General features: G+C 67.4%; 16 protein-coding genes and 3 tRNA genes. 12 read left to right on the forward strand and 7 right to left on the reverse strand.

The window, feature by feature from the left end; all coding sequences use genetic code 11:
- Positions 1 to 27 precede the first annotated feature (27 nt).
- The 3 genes from CXZ05_RS11125 to CXZ05_RS11135 form a co-directional block, all read right to left on the reverse strand.
- Positions 28 to 762, reverse strand: coding sequence for an ABC transporter ATP-binding protein (locus CXZ05_RS11125; RefSeq protein WP_102972668.1), 735 nt, complete (start codon positions 760 to 762; stop codon positions 28 to 30).
- Positions 759 to 1,373: a PadR family transcriptional regulator gene (locus tag CXZ05_RS11130; RefSeq protein WP_102972669.1), complete on the reverse strand. Its 615-nt coding sequence runs from the start codon at positions 1,371 to 1,373 to the stop codon at positions 759 to 761. The genes CXZ05_RS11125 and CXZ05_RS11130 overlap by 4 nt, the downstream gene beginning before the upstream one ends.
- A 128-nt stretch (positions 1,374 to 1,501) precedes the next feature.
- Positions 1,502 to 2,485, reverse strand: a complete 984-nt coding sequence (locus CXZ05_RS11135; RefSeq protein WP_102972670.1) for an NAD(P)H-quinone oxidoreductase — start codon at positions 2,483 to 2,485, stop codon at positions 1,502 to 1,504.
- A 113-nt stretch (positions 2,486 to 2,598) separates the two neighbouring features.
- Between CXZ05_RS11135 and CXZ05_RS11140 the strand changes: the two genes are divergently transcribed.
- From CXZ05_RS11140 to CXZ05_RS11145, 3 genes are all read left to right on the forward strand, one after another.
- Positions 2,599 to 2,686, forward strand: a tRNA-Ser gene (locus CXZ05_RS11140).
- Positions 2,687 to 2,973: 287 nt separating this feature from the next.
- A complete protein-coding gene (locus tag CXZ05_RS23105) occupies positions 2,974 to 3,123 on the forward strand; it encodes a hypothetical protein (protein WP_180987374.1) in 150 nt (49 codons plus the stop codon).
- Between the two features lie 116 nt (positions 3,124 to 3,239).
- On the forward strand, positions 3,240 to 4,061 hold the full coding sequence (locus tag CXZ05_RS11145) for a VOC family protein (RefSeq protein ID WP_102972671.1): 822 nt from the start codon (positions 3,240 to 3,242) through the stop codon (positions 4,059 to 4,061).
- 112 nt (positions 4,062 to 4,173) lie between these two features.
- Here CXZ05_RS11145 and CXZ05_RS11150 read toward each other — a convergent pair whose 3' ends face one another.
- Positions 4,174 to 6,180, reverse strand: coding sequence for an FAD/NAD(P)-binding domain-containing protein (locus CXZ05_RS11150; RefSeq protein WP_102972672.1), 2,007 nt, complete (start codon positions 6,178 to 6,180; stop codon positions 4,174 to 4,176).
- 61 nt (positions 6,181 to 6,241) lie between these two features.
- Here CXZ05_RS11150 and CXZ05_RS11155 point away from each other — a divergent pair, with 61 nt between their 5' ends.
- The 3 genes from CXZ05_RS11155 to CXZ05_RS11165 all read left to right on the forward strand — a co-directional run bounded on the left by CXZ05_RS11155 (position 6,242) and on the right by CXZ05_RS11165 (position 10,365).
- Positions 6,242 to 8,482 (forward strand): prolyl oligopeptidase family protein, encoded by a 2,241-nt coding sequence (locus tag CXZ05_RS11155; RefSeq protein ID WP_102972673.1) that lies wholly within the window; start codon positions 6,242 to 6,244, stop codon positions 8,480 to 8,482.
- A gap of 177 nt (positions 8,483 to 8,659) precedes the next feature.
- Positions 8,660 to 8,747: transfer RNA gene (locus CXZ05_RS11160), tRNA-Ser, on the forward strand.
- A 142-nt stretch (positions 8,748 to 8,889) separates the two neighbouring features.
- Positions 8,890 to 10,365 (forward strand): MFS transporter, encoded by a 1,476-nt coding sequence (locus CXZ05_RS11165; protein ID WP_102972674.1) that lies wholly within the window; start codon positions 8,890 to 8,892, stop codon positions 10,363 to 10,365.
- Here CXZ05_RS11165 and CXZ05_RS11170 read toward each other — a convergent pair.
- Entirely contained in the window at positions 10,310 to 12,523 is a 2,214-nt protein-coding gene (locus CXZ05_RS11170) for an ATP-dependent DNA helicase RecQ (RefSeq protein WP_102972675.1), read from the reverse strand. The genes CXZ05_RS11165 and CXZ05_RS11170 overlap by 56 nt on opposite strands.
- Before the next feature lie 128 nt (positions 12,524 to 12,651).
- On the opposite strand from CXZ05_RS11170, the gene CXZ05_RS11175 reads away from it, so the two are divergent.
- From CXZ05_RS11175 to CXZ05_RS11190, 4 genes are all read left to right on the forward strand, one after another.
- Positions 12,652 to 14,070, forward strand: coding sequence for a phosphomannomutase/phosphoglucomutase (locus tag CXZ05_RS11175; RefSeq protein WP_102972676.1), 1,419 nt, complete (start codon positions 12,652 to 12,654; stop codon positions 14,068 to 14,070).
- A 9-nt stretch (positions 14,071 to 14,079) separates the two neighbouring features.
- On the forward strand, positions 14,080 to 14,562 hold the full coding sequence (locus CXZ05_RS11180; protein WP_102972677.1) for a hypothetical protein: 483 nt from the start codon (positions 14,080 to 14,082) through the stop codon (positions 14,560 to 14,562).
- A gap of 100 nt (positions 14,563 to 14,662) precedes the next feature.
- On the forward strand, positions 14,663 to 15,112 hold the full coding sequence (locus tag CXZ05_RS11185) for an Rrf2 family transcriptional regulator (protein WP_102972678.1): 450 nt from the start codon (positions 14,663 to 14,665) through the stop codon (positions 15,110 to 15,112).
- Positions 15,113 to 15,293: 181 nt separating this feature from the next.
- On the forward strand, positions 15,294 to 16,454 hold the full coding sequence (locus CXZ05_RS11190) for a globin domain-containing protein (RefSeq protein ID WP_102972679.1): 1,161 nt from the start codon (positions 15,294 to 15,296) through the stop codon (positions 16,452 to 16,454).
- Positions 16,455 to 16,660: 206 nt separating this feature from the next.
- Here CXZ05_RS11190 and CXZ05_RS11195 read toward each other — a convergent pair whose 3' ends face one another.
- Positions 16,661 to 18,487 carry a phosphoenolpyruvate carboxykinase (GTP) gene (locus CXZ05_RS11195; RefSeq protein ID WP_102972680.1) on the reverse strand — a complete coding sequence of 609 codons (1,827 nt, stop codon included), beginning with the start codon at positions 18,485 to 18,487 and terminating at the stop codon, positions 16,661 to 16,663.
- A 279-nt stretch (positions 18,488 to 18,766) separates the two neighbouring features.
- On the opposite strand from CXZ05_RS11195, the gene CXZ05_RS11200 reads away from it, so the two are divergent.
- Positions 18,767 to 18,840, forward strand: a tRNA-Arg gene (locus tag CXZ05_RS11200).
- A gap of 76 nt (positions 18,841 to 18,916) precedes the next feature.
- Here CXZ05_RS11200 and CXZ05_RS11205 read toward each other — a convergent pair.
- On the reverse strand, positions 18,917 to 19,645 hold the full coding sequence (locus CXZ05_RS11205) for a FadR/GntR family transcriptional regulator (protein WP_102972681.1): 729 nt from the start codon (positions 19,643 to 19,645) through the stop codon (positions 18,917 to 18,919).
- Between the two features lie 130 nt (positions 19,646 to 19,775).
- On the opposite strand from CXZ05_RS11205, the gene CXZ05_RS11210 reads away from it, so the two are divergent.
- Entirely contained in the window at positions 19,776 to 21,233 is a 1,458-nt protein-coding gene (locus tag CXZ05_RS11210; RefSeq protein WP_102972682.1) for an NAD(P)/FAD-dependent oxidoreductase, read from the forward strand.
- Positions 21,234 to 21,257 lie beyond the last annotated feature (24 nt).

A 21,257-nucleotide genomic window follows, 5' to 3' on the forward strand; every position in this document is an offset into this window, starting at 1 on the left:
GGCAGAGGCGCTAAGTCCAGGGCCATCTCAGCCGGCCGGTGCCAGGAGAACTGCGGGATCGTGCATGGCCGTTGCCTCATCCACAATCCGGCCGTCACGGATAAACACCACGCGGTCCGCCCACGCGGCATGACGCGCCTCGTGCGTAACCAGCATGACGGCGGCGCCGGAGTCAGCCCGGGAGCGGAGCACCTCCATCACGCCGTGGCCGGTGGTGGAGTCAAGGGCGCCGGTGGGTTCATCGGCGAGGATCAGCCGACGGTTTCCCACGATGGCGCGTGCGATGGCCACACGCTGCTGCTGCCCGCCGGACATTTCATCCATGAACCGGTGGGCCAGCTCCGGGATCCCCACCTGCCGCAGGGAATCCACTGCCTGCCGGTGCGCTTTCCTGGCCGGCACGCCGTCCAGCTCAAGCGGCAGGGCAACATTTTCCGCGGCCGACAGCGTCGGGACCAGGTTGAAGTCCTGGAAGACGTAACCCACCGCACGGCGGCGCAGCCGGGCCAAAGCGTTCAGTCCCAGCCCCGCCAGGGGCGTTGACTCCACAAAGACACCGCCCGACGTCGGCCGGTCAAGTCCGCCGGCCAGCGCCAGCAGGGAGGATTTTCCGGAGCCTGACGGCCCCATCACCGCGACGAATTCCCCGGCATTGACGGTGAGGTCAACATCCCGCAAGGCGGCAACCGCCGTGGCCCCCTGCCCGAACGTCCTGCTGACTTTCGCGAGTTCAAGGACCTGTTGCGGCCCCTGCACGCTCACCGGCGGTTCTCCGCTGTGAGCGGGGCGGCCTCGTCCACACCGACTGCGTTGGACGGTTTACGTGCGTGGCCGCGCGACCCGGAGGCCTGCGCGAGCTGCAGCATCCGGGCCTCGCACAGATCCAGCCAGCGGATCTCGGCCTCGGTCTGGAAGATCAGCGAATCCAGCACCAGCAGCCAGGCGGTGTCCGCCGCCCGCTGGTTGGCCGCGGTGTCCCGCCGCGACTTCGTATAGTCCTGCAGGGCACGCATGGAAGCGGTGCGCTGGCCCTGGATGATGGCTGCGACGTCCACCCCGGGCAGGGTGACGGCCAGCGCCAGCTTGATGGCGAGCTCGTTCCGCGGCGGGTTGCTGCGTTCCACCGGTGTCGCAAACCAGCCCTGGACCTCCGCCCGGCCGGCTTCGGTGATGCTGTACACGACGTGGCCTTCGCCGTCGCCGCCGTCATTGCTGACCAGGCCGTCACGTTCCAGCCGGTCGAGGGTGGTGTAGACCTGTCCGATGTTCAGCGGCCAGGTGGAGCCCGTGCGGTCTTCGAATTCGACCCTGAGCTGGTAGCCGTAACGAGGCTGGTCCTGTAAGAGGGCGAGGAGGCTGTGGCGGATGGACATCTGGCTCCTTGGCTGGAAGTCGGCAGTATGCACGCGCCCCCAAGACGCGTGCATACTGCGTATTCCCCGAGCCTAACCCCTGTTCTTCTAGCTGGCAATACTGAGTATCTACTGCGCCGGGTATGGCGCTACATGACCAGCAGGACCTTGCCCACGTGCTCGCCGGAGTCGAAGTACTTGTGGGCCGCCCCGACCTGGTCCAGCGGGAAAGTCTTTGCCACCAGCGGATGGATCCGCCCGTCAGCGACGAGGGGCCACACGGAGTCCCTGACCGCCGTCATGATGACGCCCTTCTCGGCTGTCGGGCGGGGGCGGAGCGCCGTGGCCACGACGGCCGCACGCTTGCGCAGCAGCTGCCCGAGGTCCAGTTCGCCCCGGGCGCCTCCCTGCAGCCCGATGACGACGAGCCGGCCGTAGTCGGCCAGGGCGTCAACGTTTTTCTGCAGGTACTTGGCTCCCACGACGTCCAGGATGACGTCGGCGCCCTTGCCCCCGTTTTGGGCTCGCAGGCTCTCGGCGAAGTCTTCCTCCGCGTAGTTGATGGCGATGTCGGCACCAAGGAAGGCCTTGGCGGTGCTGACTTTCTCGTCGGTGCCCGCGGTGGCTGCCACCGTGGCCCCCAATGCCTTGGCCAGCTGGATGGCCATGGTGCCGATGCCTCCCGTGGCGCCGTGGATCAGGACGGTCTCCCCCGGCTGCAGCTGCGCGGTCATGACCAGGTTTGAGTACACGGTTGCCGCCACCTCAGGCAGGGCGGCAGCGGTAACCAGGTCCACGCCGTCGGGAATCCTCAGTACCTGTTCCGAGGGCACCGCGACCTGCTGCGCATAGCCGCCGCCGGACAGCAGCGCCACCACCTTGTCCCCGACGGAAAACGGCTTGGTGACGCCGGGGCCGAAACCCGCGATCCTGCCGGATACCTCCAGCCCGGGAATCTCCGAAGCACCCGGCGGGGGCGGGTAGTAGCCCCTCCGTTGCTGGACGTCGGCACGGTTCAGGCCGGCCGCCACAACATCGATAAGGACTTCACCGTGGCCCGGCTGGGGAGCCGGCACGTCGCGGATTTCCAGCACTTCCGGCCCGCCGGGCTCCGAGATAAAGACGGCTTTCATGGCGAACTCCCGATTTCTAGCTGATTCCTGCCCCAAAAATACTGTGCGGCGGCGACAACTGCCACGCGGCGGTTTTTGTTGCAGCCAACTGCCTATGAAACACTACTCGTTAGGGAAGGTTGTCCGAGCGGCCGAAGGAGCTGGTCTTGAAAACCAGTGTGCGGTAACCCCGTACCAAGAGTTCGAATCTCTTACCTTCCGCGCAGGGCCCGACGCCGTGTGCAAAGCACCGGAATGACGGCCATTGTGAAGGCCGGCCGGACCAATCGAAAGGTTGGTTTGGCCGGCCTTTTGCGTAGGCAAGTAGTGGCTCTTTCCACCAGCAAGTAGAGGTGCGGACGGGGGCCCGGAAAACAGGTAATCCGAGTACCTGCCCGGCAGAATTCGAGTACGCGCCACTCATGCGCGCCGTTGCCGGAAGGCGTTCACTTGTATCAGCACCGCTCCATCCCGCGACCGCGGAAGGGAGATTCCGCATCCACCGTTGCATGTGGGGGGTCGAGGTCATGGGCAAGGCCGAAAAACAGAGCCTGCGCTACTCGGATTACTACTGGTGTATGTCACTGAAGGACTTCACCGAGTGGATCGAGGCCGACGACGACCAGGAGCCGGGCACGTCATACTCGGACCAGCGCTGAGCGCACCCCCGCCCCACCCCCATTGAAACTGTCACACCCCCGGCATAGTCTCGGTTCTGTCCGTAGCACCTCCATGACCTGCGGGAACGTCCAGCAAACCACACCAGGAGCAGACCATGCCTACGCCCGAACCCACGCCCGGCGCCCCCTGCTGGGTCGACCTCATGACCACCGACGCCAACCAGGCGAAACAGTTCTATGGCGAACTGTTCGGCTGGGACTTCCAGACCGGAGACCAGGAAAAGTACGGTGGCTACATCACCGCCCAAAAGAACGGCAAGACCGTCGCCGGCATCATGCAGAAGCAAGAGGGCCAGGAGGGTATGCCGGACATGTGGTCCACCTACCTTTGGTCCGACGACGCCGCCGCCACAGCCGCGGCGGTTGCCGCAAACGGTGGCCAGGTGTACATGGAACCCATGGACGTCCCGGAACAGGGCCACATGGCGTTCTTCGGGGACGCCTCCGGCGCCACGATTGGTGTGTGGCAGCCGCGGGAGATGCGCGGCTACGAGCTTGTTGGCGAGCCGGGTGCCCCGGCCTGGCACGAGCTTCACACCAAGGACTACTCCGCCGCGGTGAAGTTCTATCAGGACGTATTTGGCTGGGACACCGACGTCATGAGCGACACCCCGGAGTTCCGGTACACAACCCTGGGCGCCGGCCGGGAGGCAAAGGCCGGAATTTATGACGCCTCGGCCGACCTTCCCGCCGAAGTCCCCTCCAACTGGGTCGTCTATTTCGCTGTGGAGGACGCTGACGCTTCCATCGACAAGGCCGTCAGTTTGGGTGCGACGGTCCTTGATGGACCGGATGACACACCCCACGGACGGCTGGCCACGCTGACGGACCCCACCGGGGCGAGATTCAAGCTCGTGGCCGACACGGGCCAGGGCAACGCGGGGGACGCCGAAACCGGCGGACAGGGCGCCCTGTAGCCAAATTCGTTGAATGGATGTCGGCTGGCAGCTTCGCGGGAAGCTGCCAGCCGCTTTTCTTTGTGCTCGCCTGACGGTGGTGCTCCGCCGGGAGCTGAGGAAGCGCTTGCGTTCAGGCGGCAGGAGCTGAGGAAGCGTTTGGGGTCAGGCCGAGGATGGCACGGGCGATCTCGTCGGCGTCGCGGAGCGTGCGCTGCCCGCTGGGGTACACCGGGCCGGCCTGCTGGACCGCTTCGGCGGCGATGGCCGTTCCCCACTGGGCGGCCGAGAGCTGGAGCCCCAGCACGTACATCCGGTCGTGCACGTCGCCGTTGGCCGCCACCGGGCGGTAGGGGTGCGGCCGGACGTCGAGCCCGGAGGACTGCACCGGCGTCCCTTCCACGGTCATCATGGTCCGCGGCCGCACCAGCCCCTCGGCGAGGAGCTGCTCCAGCAGGGGGGACTCGTTGAGTGCCACCCGGTTGGCCGGTGCCAGGGCCTCCACCAGCGTGTGTGCTTCCGCGGCACCGCCGCGTACCCACGGCGAGGATGCGGTGAAGGCGCGCTTCCCGCGGGCCACGCCGAACTTGGGGTCCGGACCCACAAAGCTGACAATTCCGGCGCGTGCCAGAGCCGCCAGCTGCTCGGCGCGCAGCGCCGGAGGACCGCTGGCCAGGCCCTCCACCAGCGACTCAAACCAGCCCCGCAGGCCGGCGACCCATGACTCATCGGTGATCCCGCCGTCGGCCACCACCGATTTCAGCACGGCGCGGCCGTGGTGCAGCGCGCCGATGGCCATCTTGACGGGATCGTCCTCGCCGAGCGCTGAGCGCCGGGCATCGTCGTCGAGGTACCCGACGACGGCGGCATCCAGCTCGGCACGCGAAGCAAAGCGCCGCCGGGACAGCGGGGCGGCCAGGCCGCGCAGGTCCAGCCTGCTGCCCGGATGGACATGGCGGCCGACGACGGCGTTGAAGTCCTCTTCCCACCGGCCGGTGCTGTGGGCATGCGGGTGCAGGGCCTCATCCAGCTCCTTGAGGAACACGGCGTGGTCCTGCACGGCCCCCGGCTGCGAGCGCACCAGGGTCGTGTAGTAGGCCCAGAGTGCGTCCCGGTGCAGGAGCGGCCAGAGATCGTGGTCGAATGCCGGAACTATCCCGGCCGCCGTGAACCTCTGCAGCGCCTTCCCGGTCAAGTAGCGGAGCGTGACCGACGCCGGGTAGTAGCCCGCGAGGGTGGCCTTGGACCGGTACGGCGTTCCGCGCCGGGACGCCGCGAGGATGATCGGCTCCTGGCCCGAGGGCAGGTACTCGAGGCCATCCCCTGCCCCCACGAACTTCCCTCCCCGCCCCTCCGTGAGCTGGCCCATCACGTCGAAGAAGTTCAGGCCCATCCCGCGGACCAGCACCGGCTCCTGGGCCGGAATCACGCCCCAGTCGACGTCGGCAGGAACGGCCGGCGGGAGGTAGCGCAGGCCGAATTGGGCGGCGGCAGCCTGCAGTTCGCGCTGTTCCGGGCTGAGCCGGGACGCGAGGTGGCCCAGCGCGAGCACCACAGAATCGACCGTAAGGGTCCCGGCGCCGTCGAGTGCGCCGCCCTCCAGTTCGCGGCCGTCCGGTTCGCCCCTGTCCAGTTCGACCTCGAACCTTCCGTCCGGCTGCCGGCGCGCAGCAGTAGCCGCCGCCTGGTGCATCTTGATGGTCACGCCGTCGGGCAGCGCGGCGAGCAGCTCCTCGACGGTGGACCGCAGGTAGCGGCCGTAGATGGCGCGGCTGGGGAAGTCACCGGATCCCAGCACGGCGAGCTCCGCCCGCTCGTCGTCGGTGAGCTCCGGCAGGGGGCTGCGCTGCTGGGCTGTCCGCCAGCGGTCGAACGTGGTGCCGGCGACCGGCGCGGCCAGCCCCGGATCCTCGGGAACCAGCGTGGGGTAGAACGACTGCGTGTTCATCAGGTAGAGGCGGGACTGGCCGGGCTGCCAGACGTGCCCCGGGCCGGCCGGAAAAGGATCAATGACATCGATGTGCAGGCGGGCTCCGGCAGGGCGCGCGGCGGACCAGTTGGCGAGCAGCCGCTCCAGCACGCTGGTACCCCTCGGACCGGCGCCGATCAGCGCCGTCCGGATGCTCTGCGAAATAACCACGCCTTCCAGAGTATCGGCATGTGACTTGCTAGCTGAGCGGGGATGTTGTTTGGATGGGCGCATGACCACCACTGCAGCTGATTCCGCCCCCGCGTCCGGCGCCGTCCCCACCAGGACCGCGCCCGCGCCCACCGACGAGAACATCTGGCTGGAGGACATCTACGGCGAGGAACAGCTGGCGTGGGTGCGCGAGCAGAATGCCCGCACGGAGGACCTGCTGGAGGACGCCGACTATGCCAAGCTCGAGGGCGACATCCTCGAGGTGCTGGACTCCACGGACAAGATCCCGATGGTGAGCAAGCACGGCGAGTGGTACTACAACTTCTGGAAGGACCGGCAGAACCCCAAGGGTCTGTGGCGCCGGACCAGCTGGGACAGCTACTGCAGTGACGCCCCCACGTGGGACGTGCTGCTCGACGTCGATGCCCTGGCGGCCGCCGACGGCGTGGAATGGGTCTTTCACGGCGCAAACCTGCTCCGGCCTGAACCCGGGCAGCCGTACCGGCGCGCCCTGGTGGCGCTCTCCCCCGACGGCGGCGACGCCAACCGCTACCGCGAGTTCGACGTCGAGACCCGCGCCTTTGTTGATCCCGCCGCCGGCGGCTTTGACCTCCCGACGGCGAAGGGGAACGTCTCGTGGCTCGATGCGGACACGCTGCTGGTCGCCACCACGGCCGGGGATCTCCCCCGCACTGCGTCGTCGTACGCCCGCACGGCCGTGCGGCTCCGCCGCGGCCAGGTCCTGGCCGATGCGCCGCGCATCTTCGAGATCCCCGAGGACCACATGATGGCGATCGTGGCCCACGACTCCACGCCCGGCTTCGAGCGGACATTCGCGGTGGACTGGATTGACTTCTTCAACCGCCGAACCTCCGTGCTCCAGGACGGTGGCTGGGTGCCGGTGGACGTGCCCACCGATGTGAACACGGGCGTGCACCGGGAATGGCTGCTGTTCAGGCCGCAGCGCGACTGGACGGTGAACGGCACCACCTACGCGGCCGGCTCCCTGCTCGCCGCTGATTTCCAGGCGTACCTGGCCGGCGAGCGCGAACTGACGGTTCTCTTCGCCCCGGACGCGCACACCTCCCTGCAGTCCTGGAGCTGGACCCGGAACTTCCTGCTGCTGAACCTGCTGAAGGACGTGTCCTCGGAAATCCGCGTGCTGGATCCGGCCGAGTCGTGGCGGTCCTCGCTGCTGGACGCCTGCCCGCCGCTGCACGACGTCAACGCCTTCGCCGTGGATGACGAGGACGAGGCGGAAGGCGGGTGCGGGGACGACTTCTGGCTCGTGGCCACCGGCTTCACGACGCCGAACACCCTGACCCGCGGGACACTCACCCGGGCAACCGCCGACGGCGGGGCTTCCGGCAGGATTTCCAGCGAAACGTCAGTGGCAGGAGTGGTGAGCAGCCATGCGGAGGTGAAGGCGTCGCCGTCGTTCTTCAATGAAGAGGACTACGAGGTGCAGCAGCACTTCGCCGTCTCCGCGGACGGCACGAAGGTCCCGTACTTCCAGGCGGCCACACGCGGCCTGGTGCTCGACGGGCAGAACCCCACCCAGCTCTCCGGCTACGGCGGCTTCGAGGTCTCGCGCACGCCGGCGTACAGCGGCACCATCGGCCGGGCGTGGCTGGAGCGGCGCACGGCCGCAGTTCCCGGCGACGGCCTTGCGGAGGGGCACAGCCGGGGCGGCGTGTACGTTGTGGCCAACATCCGTGGCGGCGGGGAATACGGCCCGTCCTGGCACCGGGCCGCACTGCAGGAAAACCGGCACCGCGCCTACGAGGACTTTGCGGCGGTGGCCCGGGACCTGATCTCCCGGGGCGTCACCAGCCGCGAGCGGCTCGGCTGCGTCGGCGGCTCCAACGGCGGCCTGCTCGTGGGCAACATGCTGACGCGGTATCCCGAACTGTTCGGCGCGGTCTCCTGCGGAGTTCCGCTGCTGGACATGCGCCGGTACACCAAGCTGTCGGCGGGTCACTCGTGGATTGCCGAGTACGGCGACCCCGACCTGCCCGAGCACTGGGAATTCATCAGGACCTTCTCGCCGTACCACCAGTTGAGGGACGGCGTGGAGTACCCGGAGACCTTCATCTGGACCGCGACCTCCGACGACCGGGTGGGTCCCGTGCAGGCCAGGAAGATGGCCGCGCGCATGCTGGCCATGGGCATCCCCAACGTCTGGTTCCACGAAGCGCTGGAGGGTGGGCATGCCGGCGCCTCGGACAACCGGCAGGCCGCCGCGCTCCAGGGCCGCAGCCAGCACTTTCTGTGGAAGGCGCTGGCAGAAGGCACGGCCTGACCCCACCCTCCTGGAGTTTTTGTCCAGATATCGCGAGTTAAGGGCCCTTCAGCCCGCATTATCTGGACAAAAACTCCGGTGGTTTGCCGGGTCTGGCACGTTTTTGGCGGTCCACCCCGGCCGTTTTGCACTGGGTGGCCGGTTCTGCGTATCCTTGGTGGGCTAGGAATAGCAATTGGAGACGTGCCAGAGCGGCCGAATGGGCTTCACTGCTAATGAAGTGTGGGGCACAACTCCACCGGGGGTTCAAATCCCCCCGTCTCCGCGTTTGGCCCCGGTCCTCGGACCGGGGCCGTTTGCGTTCCCGGGCCACTTCCCTGCGGCGTGGCCGCCAGTCCGGCCGTTGCGGCCGTCCGAGTGCCGGACGGCCAAGGCAGCAAACCGCTTTCCGGTGTCAGGATGATTGCATGAACAAGCTTTCTGCCAGCGAGGCCTGGAGCCCCAGGCTGGCCCTGCTGGTGGCGGCCACGTTCTTCATGGAGTTCCTCGACGGGACGGTCCTGACCACCGCCATCCCGAGCATCGCCGGGGACTTTGGGGTGCCGTCGGCCAGCGTGAACATCACCATGACCGCCTACCTGATGACGGTGGCCATGGGTATCCCGCTGAGCGGCTGGCTGGCGGAGCGCCTCGGTGCCAGACGGATTTTTTGCCTGGCCATCGCTGTCTTTACTTTGGCGTCGCTGCTGTGCGCCGCCAGCCAGGACCTCACGGTCCTGACCGTCAGCCGCGTCCTGCAGGGCCTGGGCGGGGCGATGATGGTTCCGGTCGGTACACTGCTGGTGCTCCGCGGGACGCCAAAGTCAGATCTGCTGCGCGCCACTGCCTATCTCGTCTGGCCAGGGCTGCTGGCCCCGGTCCTCGCACCGCTCGTGGGCGGCGCCCTGACCACCTACCTGTCCTGGCACTGGATCTTCCTGATCAACCTGCCGCTCGGCGCCGCAGCCTTCGTCGCCGCCCTGCGCCTGGTTCCCGCGGTTCCCGGCGACCGGGCCCGCCGGCTGGACTGGCTTGGACTTGCCCTGACGACGGCCGGTGTGGGCGCGCTGGTAGCGGGCCTTGAACTGGCCAGCGGCCACCCAGGCGGCTTTTGGACCTGGCCCAGCATTCTGGCCGGGGTTCTCGCGCTGGCAGCGGCGGTCTTCTGGATGCGACGCGCGGCCCACCCTTTGTTTGACCTGACGGTGTTCGGCACCCGCACCTTCCGGGCCACCAACTCGGGCGGCTTCATCTACCGGCTGACCATCAGTGCCGTGCCGTTCCTGTTGCCGCTGATGTTCCAGAACGGCTTCGGCTGGAGCCCCCTGCACGCGGGCATCATGGTGGCCGCCGTGTTTATCGGGAACATCGGCATCAAACCGGCCACGACGCCGCTCATCAGGCGTTTCGGGTTCAAGCCGGTGCTGGTGTTCGCTTCCTTGGCGTCGGCTGCGACTTTCGGCCTCTGCGCGATGCTGACCCCTGCAACACCGGAACCGCTGGTGTTCGCGCTGCTCGTGTGCAGCGGGGCGTTCCGTTCCATCGGCTTCTCCGCGTACGCATCTGTCCAGTACGCAGACATCGTGCCGGGGCAGCTGACGTCTGCCAATGCCGTCTCGGCGACGCTCGTGCAGCTGGCCACGGGGGCCGGCATCGCGGTGGGCGCCCTGCTGCTGCGTCTCTTCGAGTCGGATTCCCTGCTCTCGTCCGGGTTTGGCGCCATTCTGTCAGCCGGACCGGACGGCAGCGGCGTGGCCGCCTACCGTGGCGCGTTCCTGTCGATTGCGGTGCTGATGCTCCTCAGCACCGCCGACAGCCTGATGCTGCACCGGCACGCGGGGGCCGAGGTCAGCCGGCCTGGGCCAGTGCCAGCGGAAGCACCGCGCCCGCACCGGCCCGCCTGAGCGCGCGTCCCGCGACGGTGACGGTCCACCGGCTGTCCACGAGGTCGTCGATGAGCATCACACTGCCGCCGCCCAGGCCAGCGAGCTCTGCCGCCAGCGACTCCCCCACCACGAGACGGTCCCACACACCGGCCAGCCGGTAGGCGCTGTTGCCGCCGCGGCCGCCGGTGGGCCCGCCGTGCTCGAGCTGCAGCTGGCCGATGTACGGGATGCGGCCGATCTGGGAGATGCCACGGGCCAGGGAGTCCACGAGTTCAGGCCTGCTGCGCGAGGGAATGCTGACGATTGCCGCCGGCCTTCCTGCGCCGCTCCAGCCGGAAATTCGGGAATCGCCGGTGCCCCATTCGCGGAGCACCTGGACACACGCCTGCAGCATGCCGGGATCGACAGCGCGGTCCGGAGCCCCGGCCGCGAAGAGCTCGCGCAGCGCCCCGCCCCAGCCCAGGTCCGTCAGCCTGGCGAGGACCCGGCCGTCCGCGACGTTTTCGTCAGGCTTGATCTTGCCCTTCACCGGTACCCCGAGACGGTCCATTCCGCTGGGCCACTGGAGCCGGGACTCCAGCACGATGCCCGCACGGCTGAGGGTCTGCCCGGCAGCCTCCGTGGCTGTGGAGGCAACCTCCGAGGGAAACCATCGGCCGGCGCAGTTGTCGCAGCGGCCGCAGGCGGCGGCGGTCTCGTCATCCAGGACGGAGGTGATGTACTCCATCCGGCACCCGGCAGTGTCCTGGTAGATGACCATGGAGTCCTGCTCGTCCACCCGGGCCTCCGCGATCCGGCGGTACCGTTCGGCGTCGTACGTCCAGGGCATCCCGGTGGAGCGCCAGCCCCCGCCCACCCGTTCCACTGCGCCGTCCACGGCGAGGACCTTCAGCAGGAGTTCCAGCGGCGTCCGGCGCAGGTCCACCCGGGCTTCCAAAGCCACAGTGGACACGGCCGAACCTGCCTCCGCCAGCGCGGTCAGCACAGCGGAGGCCTTCTCCTCGGAGGGCATGGAGGCCGTGGCGAAGTACTGCCAGATTTCGCGGTCCTCGGACCCGGGCAGGAGCAGGACGTCTGCATTGGCGGCGCCACGGCCCGCCCTGCCGACCTGCTGGTAGTAGGCAACCGGGGACGACGGGGCGCCGAGGTGCACCACGAAACCGAGGTCCGGCTTGTCGAAGCCCATTCCCAGCGCGGAGGTGGCCACAAGCGCCTTGACTTGGTTGTCCTTGAGGAGCTGCTCCGCCCTCTCGCGGTCAGCCGGGTCGGTGCGGCCGGTATATGCCAGTACCTCGTGGCCCGCCTCGGCGAGCAGCCTGGCGGTGTCCTCGGCGGCGGAGACGGTCAGGGTGTAGATGATCCCGCTGCCCTGCAGATCGGCCAGGTGCGTGAGAAGCCAGCCGAGACGCTCGCGCGAATCGGGCAGCGCCAGGACCCCGAGCCGCAGCGACTCCCTGCCCAGCGCGCCGCGGATGGTCAGCACGCCGTCGCCGAGCTGTTCCTCGATGTCGTGGACCACCCGGGAGTTGGCCGTGGCCGTGGTGGCCAGTACAGGCACGGTGTCCGGCAGCTCAGAGATGAGGTCGGCAATGCGACGGTAGTCGGGCCGGAAGTCGTGGCCCCAGTCTGAGATGCAGTGGGCCTCGTCGATCACCAGCAGCCCCGTGCGCCGGATGAGTTCTGGCAGCTGGTTTTCGCGGAACGAAGGGTTGGTGAGCCGTTCGGGGGACACCAGCAGGACATCCACCTGGTCGGCGGCAAGCTGCTCCCGCACTGAATCCCATTCCAGCTGGTTGGCAGAGTTGATGGCCACGGCCCGGACACCTGCCCGGGCGGCGGCGGCCACCTGGTCCCGCATCAGGGCCAGCAGCGGCGAAACGATCAGAGTGGGTCCCGCCCCGCGCCGCCGGAGCAGCAGGGACGCCACGAAGTAAACGGCGGATTTTCCCCAGCCCGTCCGCTGCACCACGAGCGTCCGGCGGCCGCCGTCGACCAGCGCCTCGATGGCCTCAAACTGGCCGTCGTGGAAGTCGGCATCCGGCCGGCCCACCAGCTCGCGCAGCACCGACAGGGCCTGGCCCCGGGTCCCAGTAACCGCCTCCTGTTCCCTTCCGGCGCCGGTACCGGACGGGCCGGTGGCAGAAGCAAGGACAGGAGCGTGCTGGTTATTTGCCATTGATTCAGTATCCCAGCCGCCTCTGACACACCAAACCCTGGGCACCCGCCATGTGGACAACAGCCGGCGCGCGCTTCTGTGACTTCCCCTTCACAGGCCCCCGCGCGCGTGCCCGTAAGATAAGTGCCGTGACTAGCGACCAGACCCGTACTTTTGACCTTTCGGCCTCGTTCAAGGCGTATGACGTCCGCGGCATCGTGGGCGAATCCATCACCGCTGAAATCGTCGAAGCCGTAGGCGCAGCGTTCGTTGACGTGCTTGGCCTCGAGGGACAGACGGTCCTGGTCGGCGGTGACATGCGCCCGTCCTCTCCCGAGTTCAGCAAGGCGTTCGCCAGCGGTGCCGCCACACGGGGAGCCAACGTCCAGTTGCTGGACCTTATCTCCACGGACGAGCTGTACTACGCCTGCGGAGCCTTGAACGCCGCAGGCGCCACATTCACCGCGAGCCACAACCCCGCCGCCTACAACGGCATCAAGATGGCCAAGGCCGGCGCCGTCCCCATTTCCTCCGAGACGGGCCTCAAGGAGATCCAGGCACTGGCCGAGCAGTACCTGAACACCGGCTCCATCCCCGCTGCCGAAACGCAGGGCCAGATCGGCGTCCAGGACGTACTGAAGGACTACGCCGAGTACCTGCGCACGCTGGTTGACCTCTCCGGTTCGCGCCCCCTCAAAGTCGTGGTGGACGCCGGCAACGGCATGGCCGGACTCACCACGCCGGCCGTCCTGGGCGACACGCTGCTGCCGAAGCTGCCCTTCGACATCGTTCCGCTCTACTTCGAACTGGACGGCTCCTTCCCGAACCACCCGGCTAACCCCCTGGAGCCGGAAAACCTGCGCGACCTGCAGGCCGCCGTCGTCGAACATGGCGCGGACATCGGCCTGGCGTTCGACGGCGACGCCGACCGCTGCTTCGTCATCGACGAAAAGGGCGAGGCGGTCTCGCCGTCGGCCATCACCGGCATGGTGGCCCGGCGCGAAATCGCCCGCGCGAAGGCGCAGGGCGAGGCAAATCCCACCATCATCCACAACCTCCTGACCTCCCGCGCGGTGCCGGAACTCGTCGCCGAAGACGGCGGCCGGGCGGTACGCACCCGGGTGGGCCACTCCTTCATCAAGGCCGTCATGGCAGAGGAAGGCGCCATCTTCGGCGGGGAGCACTCCGCCCACTTCTACTTCCGTGACTTCTGGAACGCTGACACCGGCATGCTTGCCGCCATGCACGTGCTGGCTGCCCTCGGTGAACAGGACGGCCCGCTTTCTGAGCTCGGCCGGGAGTACGAACCGTACGTTTCCTCCGGCGAAATCAACTCGGAAATCGAGGACAAGGCCGGCGCCGTGGAGCGCGTCCGGGCCGATTTCGAGACCGAGGACGTGGCGGTGGACCACCTGGACGGCAGCACCTTCACCGCCGCCGACGGCAGCTTCTGGTTCAACCTGCGCCCCTCCAACACCGAACCGTACCTGCGGTTGAACGCTGAAGCCACGGACCGGGCCACGATGGAGCGGGTGCGCGACCGCGTGCTGGCCTTGGTCCGCAGCTAGGACGGCCTCATGGCATCACCCGACTCGACCCCGGCCCAGTCATCGTGGCGCGCATCCGTGCCCGAGTCCACGGCCACGGATCTGGAAAACCTCTTGGGCACCGGAATGGCGGCCGCCCAGGAGCAGCTTGAGCGCAGCGGCGGGTTCCTGCCCTTCGCCCTCGTAGTGGAGAACGACGGCGACGTCCGCCTCGTCGCTGTTTCGCCGGCAGATCCGGATGCCGACGGGGACAGCGAGTTCGACGCCGACGCCATGATCCGCGACATCTCGGAACTTTTGCGCCAGCACCGGGATGAGTTCCGCGCCGCCGCCATCGTCTGCGACATCACTCTGGTGGAGGAGGACTCAGACGCCATCCATGTGGCCACCGAGCACCGGGACGGCGCTGTGTTCGCAGCCGTCCTGCCGTACTCCCCCACCACTGAGGGCACTGAGTGGGAGTTCGGCGACCTTGCCGCCGACTCCAACGAGCCTGTCATTTGGGCGGACTAGACCGGGCGGAACGGCGAATTGCGCCGGTCACCGCGTGCGCACAGCCACGCTATGCGCGCCGGGTAGAACGTCGATTTGCACAGGTCATTAGGCTAGAAGCATGAAAATCAACGCCTTCGCGGACGTCAGCCTGCGCGCCCTCATGGTGCTCGCTGCCGCGCCCGAGGGCGGCCTGCTCACCACCCAGAACGTCGCGGACGCCGTCAACACCCCGTACAACCATGTCAGCAAGGCGGTGGCGAAGCTGCGAATGCTCGGGCTGATTGACGTGGAGCGCGGCCGCAATGGGGGCTCCCGGCTCAGCGCCGCCGGCCGCCGTGTGACCGTGGGCCAGGTCCTGCGGGAACTGGACACCCGCGAGGACGCCGCCGAGTGCATCGGCCCGGCCGGCAGCTGCCCCCTCATCAACGAATGCCGGCTCCGAGGCGCCCTGGCGCGGGCCCGCGAGGCCTTTTACCGCGAGCTCGACGGCGTCGTGGTGGCCGACCTGCCCACCTCACGCCAGATGACACCCGTCTTCGAGGCCATCGGGCTGCGCCCGGGCGCCTGAGCCGCCCCACCCGCCCGACCGGTTCACCCCTGCCCCCTGCTTCCCCGAGATTCTGTTCTCCATTTGGAAAACTACTTCTACGGGGTGTAGAAATAGACGTGTAGAAACTCGTATTTCAAATGCGAATATCTGCGGTTTCCGGTCCGGCCAAAGACCCCGGACCACTAGCTCAGGAGTACCGATGCTCTCGGACAAGTCCCGTCCCGTTATTGAGGCCACCCTTCCCCTGGTCGGTTCACGAATCGGCGAGATTACCCCCAAGTTCTACAACCGGCTCTTCGCCGCGCACCCGGAACTCCTTGACGGGCTGTTCAGCCGCTCCAACCAGCGCAACGGCAACCAGCAGCAGGCCCTGGCCGGAAGCATCGCCGCGTTCGCCACCCATCTGGTCAACAACCCGGACACTGTCCCTGAAACCGTGCTGTCCCGCATCGCGCACAGGCACGCTTCCCTCGGCATCACCGAGCCCCAGTACCAGGTGGTCTACGAGCACCTGTTCGCCGCCATCGCCGAGGACCTGGCCGAGGTCATCACGCCGGAGATTGCCGAAGCCTGGACCGAGGTCTACTGGCTCATGGCCGACGCCCTGATCAAGCTGGAGAAGGGCCTCTACGCGGCCCAGGCGAACACCGCGATGTGGATGCCGTGGACCGTCGTCGAAAAGACCCCCGCCGGCACCGGATCGATGACATTCACCCTGGCACCTGCGGATGACACCCCGGTCACCGCCGCGCTTCCGGGCCAGTACATCAGCGTCAAGGTCACCCTCCCCGACGGCATCCGCCAGGTCCGCCAGTACTCGCTCTCCGGCGATGCCGGCACCAGCCGCAGCTTCACCACCAAGATCGACGACGGCGGGGAGGTCTCCCCCGTGCTCCACAACAGTGTGGAGATCGGAGACATCATCGAAATCTCCAACCCCTACGGCGAAATCACCCTGAAGGACGGCGACGGCCCCGTGGTTCTCGCCTCCGCGGGCATCGGCTGCACGCCCACCGCCTCGATCCTGCGTTCCCTCGCCGAAACCGGCTCAGACCGCCAGGTGCTGGTCCTGCACGCCGAGAGCACCCTGGACAGCTGGGCGTTGCGCTCCCAGATGACGGACGACGTCGAGCGCCTCGACGGCGCCGACCTCCAGCTCTGGCTGGAGGAACCGCAGGCGGGCACGAAGACCGGCTTCATGTCCCTGCGCGAGGTGGACCTGCCCGCCAACGCCTCCCTGTACCTGTGCGGCCCGCTGCCGTTCATGAAAAACATCCGCAACGAGGCCATCGAAGCAGGCATCCCCGCAACACGGATCCACTACGAGGTCTTCGGCCCGGACATCTGGCTGGCCGCCTAGCCCACCGGCCGGGGAGTTTTTGTCCACTTGTCACGACTTTAGGGGCGTTTAGCGCCCATTATCTGTACAAAAACTCCAGAAAGTACGACGGCGGCCCCGCACCCTTTCATTGAAGAGGTGCGGGGCCGCCGTGGTCTAGGCCAGGTGTGGGCCCACGCTGCCGAGGGGCCCCAATCGAGCTTGCGAGATTGGGGAGGCAGCGGGGACTAGGCCAGGCGGGCCTTCAGGCCGTCGAGCTCCTTCTGGAGCGCTGCGGGCAGCGAATCACCGAAGTTGGCGAACCACTCCTCGATCGAGGCGAGCTCGGTCTTCCATTCGTCGGGGTCGACGCGGACGGCGTCCTCCACCTGGGCGGGGGTCATGTCGAGTCCGTCGAGGTCGATGGCGTCGCCGGTCGGGACGAAGCCGATGGGGGTCTCCACGGCGTCGGCCTTTCCTTCGAGCCGCTCGATGGCCCACTTCAGGACACGCGCGTTGTCCCCGAAGCCCGGCCAGGCGAAGCCGCCCTCTGCCGTGCGGCGGAACCAGTTGACCAGGAAGATCTTGGGCAGGCGCTCGGGGTTGGCCTTGGCGGACAGGTTGACCCAGTGGTTCAGGTAGTCACCGGCGTCGTAGCCGATGAACGGGAGCATGGCCATGGGGTCGCGGCGAACCACGCCGACGGCACCGGCCGCGGCAGCGGTGGTTTCGGACGAGAGGGTGGAGCCCATGAAGATGCCGTTGGTCCAGTCGCGCGCCTCGGTGACCAGCGGGATGGTGGTCTTGCGGCGGCCGCCGAACAGGATGGCGGACAGTTCCACACCGTTAGGGCTGTGGTACTCCTCGGCCAGCATGTCGATCTGGTCGATCGGGGTGCAGAAGCGCGAGTTCGGGTGGGCTGCCGGCTTGCTGGACTCAGGCGTCCAGGAGTTGCCCTGCCAGTCAGTCAGGTGGGCGGGGGTTTCCTCCGTCATGCCCTCCCACCAGACACCGCCGTCGTCGGTCAGCGCAACGTTGGTGAAGATGCTGTTGCCCTTGGCGATGGCGCGCATGGCGTTCGGGTTGGTGCCCCAGCCGGTGCCGGGGGCCACGCCGAACAGGCCGGCCTCGGGGTTGACGGCGCGGAGCTCGCCTTCCTTGCCAAACCGCATCCAGGTGATGTCGTCGCCGAGGGTCTCGACCTTCCAGCCCTTGATGGTGGGGTCCAGGAGGGCAAGGTTGGTCTTGCCGCAGGCGGACGGGAAGGCAGCCGAGACGTAGTAGGTCTTCTGTTCCGGCGAGGTGAGCTTGAGGATGAGCATGTGCTCGGCAAGCCAGCCCTCGTCATGGGCCATGACCGAGGCGATGCGCAGGGCGTAGCACTTCTTGCCCAGCAGCGCGTTTCCGCCGTAGCCGGAGCCGAAGGACCAGATGGAGCGCTCTTCGGGGAAGTGCACGATCCACTTGTCCGGGTTGCAGGGCCACGGGACGTCTGCCTGGCCGGCCTCCAGCGGAGCGCCCAGGGAGTGCAGGGCCGGAACGAAGAAGGCGTTGGTTTCGGTGATCCGGTTCAGGACGTCCGTGCCGATGCGGGCCATGATGCGCATGGAGGCGACAACGTAGGCGGAGTCGGTGATCTCGACGCCGAACTTGGGGTCCTCGGCGTCGAGGTGGCCCATGACGAACGGGATGACGTACATGGTGCGGCCGCGCATGGAGCCGGAGAACAGCCCGCGGAGCTTCTCCTTCATCTCCGCCGGGGCCATCCAGTTGTTGGTGAAGCCTGCGTCATGCTCCTTCTCAGAGCAGATGAACGTCTGCTCTTCAACGCGGGCCACGTCAGCGGGGTCCGAGAAGGCTGCGAAGGAGTTGGGGAACAGGTTCTGGTTCAACCGCTTCAGGGTGCCGGCCGCGACGAGTTCGTCGGTGAGGCGGGTGTTTTCTTCCTCGGAGCCGTCGACCCAGTGAATGCGGTCCGGCTGGGTGAGCCCAGCGACCTCTTCAACCCATGCCAGCAGACCGGCATGGGTGGTGGGTGCTTTCTCAAGCAGCGGCAGTCGCGCCAAGTGGGCCATTGCAGTTCCCTTCCTCGGGTTCAGTGGTGTGTGCTAAATGCTATTTCTGATGATCTGGACCAATTCGCGGTCAGACATCGGATGTCCTGCCCGCAGGGACCCAACTTCCGCGGAAATTCAAGGAATTTTGATTTAGAAAAGTCGAAATTAGTGACGAAGGTCACGTAGACCGGTCTAGTTGTGTAAATTACACGGTCCTCGATTTGGAACTGCGGCCCTCCTCGCGTAAAGTTATTCGAGGTTCGGGGCGAGCGAAAAGCTCGAAAGGAACCGGAAGATGCGCCCATAGCTCAGCTGGATAGAGCGTCTGTCTACGGAACAGAAGGTCAGGGGTTCGAATCCCTTTGGGCGCACAAAGAGAAGGTCCGCACCGGGGAACCGGTGCGGACCTTCTGCGTTAAACATGGGACTGGCCCAGAACTGTATCTCCTATTCGCCAACCGCCTCGCGTATTCGCTGGCGGAACCCCTCGAAGTGGTGCGTCAGCTCGCGGGCTGCCCGGGCCTTGTCCCCGGCAGCCACGGCCGAATAGATGTTCCGGTGCACTGCAGCGAGTGCCGGCAGATCCTCCACACCGGGTCCAACCTCGGTATAGATCTTGCGGTAAACCTTCCAGAAGACGCCCAGCAGGTTTAGCAGGAGCTCATTGCTAAGGGGTTCAAAGAGCCTGCGGTGGAACTCCGCATCGGCTTCCACAAAGGCCTCCCCCGCCTCCGCACTCTCCTCCATGCGGATCACGGACTCCTCGACGGCGGCCAGTTGCTCGGCCGTCATCTCATCCATTGCGCTGCCGATGAGCCCCGCCTCCAGCGCGTGGCGGACGTCCACGAGCTGCCGTGCTTCCAGGCCGTGGTGCCGGAGCGAGAGCCGCCCGCGGAAAATCAGGCCGTCGGCGAGCGCTTCGAAATTGCTGGGCGCGACGAACATGCCGAAGCCGTGGCGGATCTCAATGACCCCCAGCGCCTGCAGAACCTTCAGCGACTCCCGCAGGGTGTTCCGGCCCACGCCGAGGGCGAGGCACAGCTCGTTTTCTGTGGGAAGGGCATCGCCGGGCTCCAGCTCACGGTCCAGGATCAGCTCCATGATGTCCGACTGCAGGGCGCGCAGGCGGGCCTGTGCGCCGAAGCGGGCCGGCGGAACCACGTTGGAGGGCTGCATGGAAGGCTCCTTTGCACTGTCCGTACTTTTCCTCACCGTAGCGGATGTCCCATGTCCCCCGAACGACGGCGTCCATTGTTACGGCAGCGGCTGCCGAAGTCCGCCGCAGGCGTGGGCGTAGGCTTTTGCCATGCCACGTCTTGTTGAACGGGAATTCGATGTCATTGTGATCGGCGCCGGCGCGGCAGGGGAAAATGCCGCGGACCGGGTGGTGCAGGGCGGCCTGACGGCGGTCCTGGTGGAAGCCGAACTGGTGGGTGGCGAGTGCTCTTACTGGGCGTGCATGCCGTCGAAGGCGCTGCTGCGACCGGGCACCGCACTGCACGGGGCCCAGTCAGTTCCAGGCGCCAGCGAGGCCGTGACCGGAACGCTCGACGCGGCCGCGGTCCTCAAGCGGCGCGACTCCTTCACGTCCCACTGGCAGGATGCCAGCCAGGTGGAATGGGCGGAGGGCGCAGGCATCGAGCTGATCCGCGGCCGGGCACGCATCACCGGCGAGCGGACGGTGCGAGTAGCCGGGCTGGACGGCGACGATTACGCACTCACGGCGCGTCACGCCGTCGTGCTTGCTAACGGCTCCACACCCAACCGGCCGCCCGTCGACGGGCTTTCCGAAATTGAGTACTGGGGAACGCGGGAGGCGACCTCGGCAAAGGAGGTCCCCGGACGGCTGGGCGTGCTGGGCGGCGGCGTGGCCGGCACGGAGCTTGCCCAGGCTTTTGCCCGTCTCGGGTCCACGGTCACGCTGGTGGCGCGCAGCGGGCTGCTGCGCAATTTTCCCACCGAGGCCGCGGAACTGGTGGCCGCCGGCCTGCGGGCCGACGGCGTAGAGCTCCGGCTCGACACCAAAACCCGCAGCGTCCAGAGGAATTCCGACGGTTCCCTGACGCTCACGCTCGACGGCGGCGACACCGTCACCGTGGACCGGCTGCTGGTGTCGACCGGCCGGCGGCCCGCCCTGGAAGGGCTCGGGCTGGAGAGCGTGGGGTTGTCCGCCGGCGACGGCAAGCCCGTGACCATCAGCACCGACTCCACCGGGCTGGTGGCGGAAGCATCGGGCAACGACGACGGTCCCTGGCTGTATGCGGTGGGCGACGCGGCGGGCAAAGCACTGCTGACCCACCAGGGCAAGTACGAGGCCCGCGCCACCGGCGCAGCCATTGCAGCCCGGGCCAAGGGTGAGCTGCGCGGGGATGCTGAGCCGTGGAGCCGGTACGCGCAGACAGCCGACGAACACGCCATTCCCAACGTGGTGTTCACCGACCCCGAACTGGCGAACGTCGGCCGGTCGCTGGAGCAGGCCCGCCAGGACGGCTACAACGCATCATCGGTGGAGCTGCCCATCGAAGTCGCGGGATCCTCACTGCACGCCCGGAATTACAAGGGGTGGGCGCAACTGGTGGTGGACGAGGACCGCAAGGTGCTCCTCGGCGCCACCTTCGCCGGGCCCGACGTCGCCGAACTCCTGCACGCGGCGACCATCGCCGTCGTCGGGGACGTTCCGCTGGACCGGCTCTGGCATGCAGTGCCCTCCTACCCCACCATCAGCGAGGTCTGGCTGCGACTGCTGGAAAAGTACGGCTTCTAAGGTTTATTTGAACTGACCAGTCAG

The organism is Arthrobacter sp. AFG20, from assembly GCF_002892795.1.
In the GTDB taxonomy this organism is placed as follows: Bacteria; Actinomycetota; Actinomycetes; order Actinomycetales; family Micrococcaceae; genus Arthrobacter.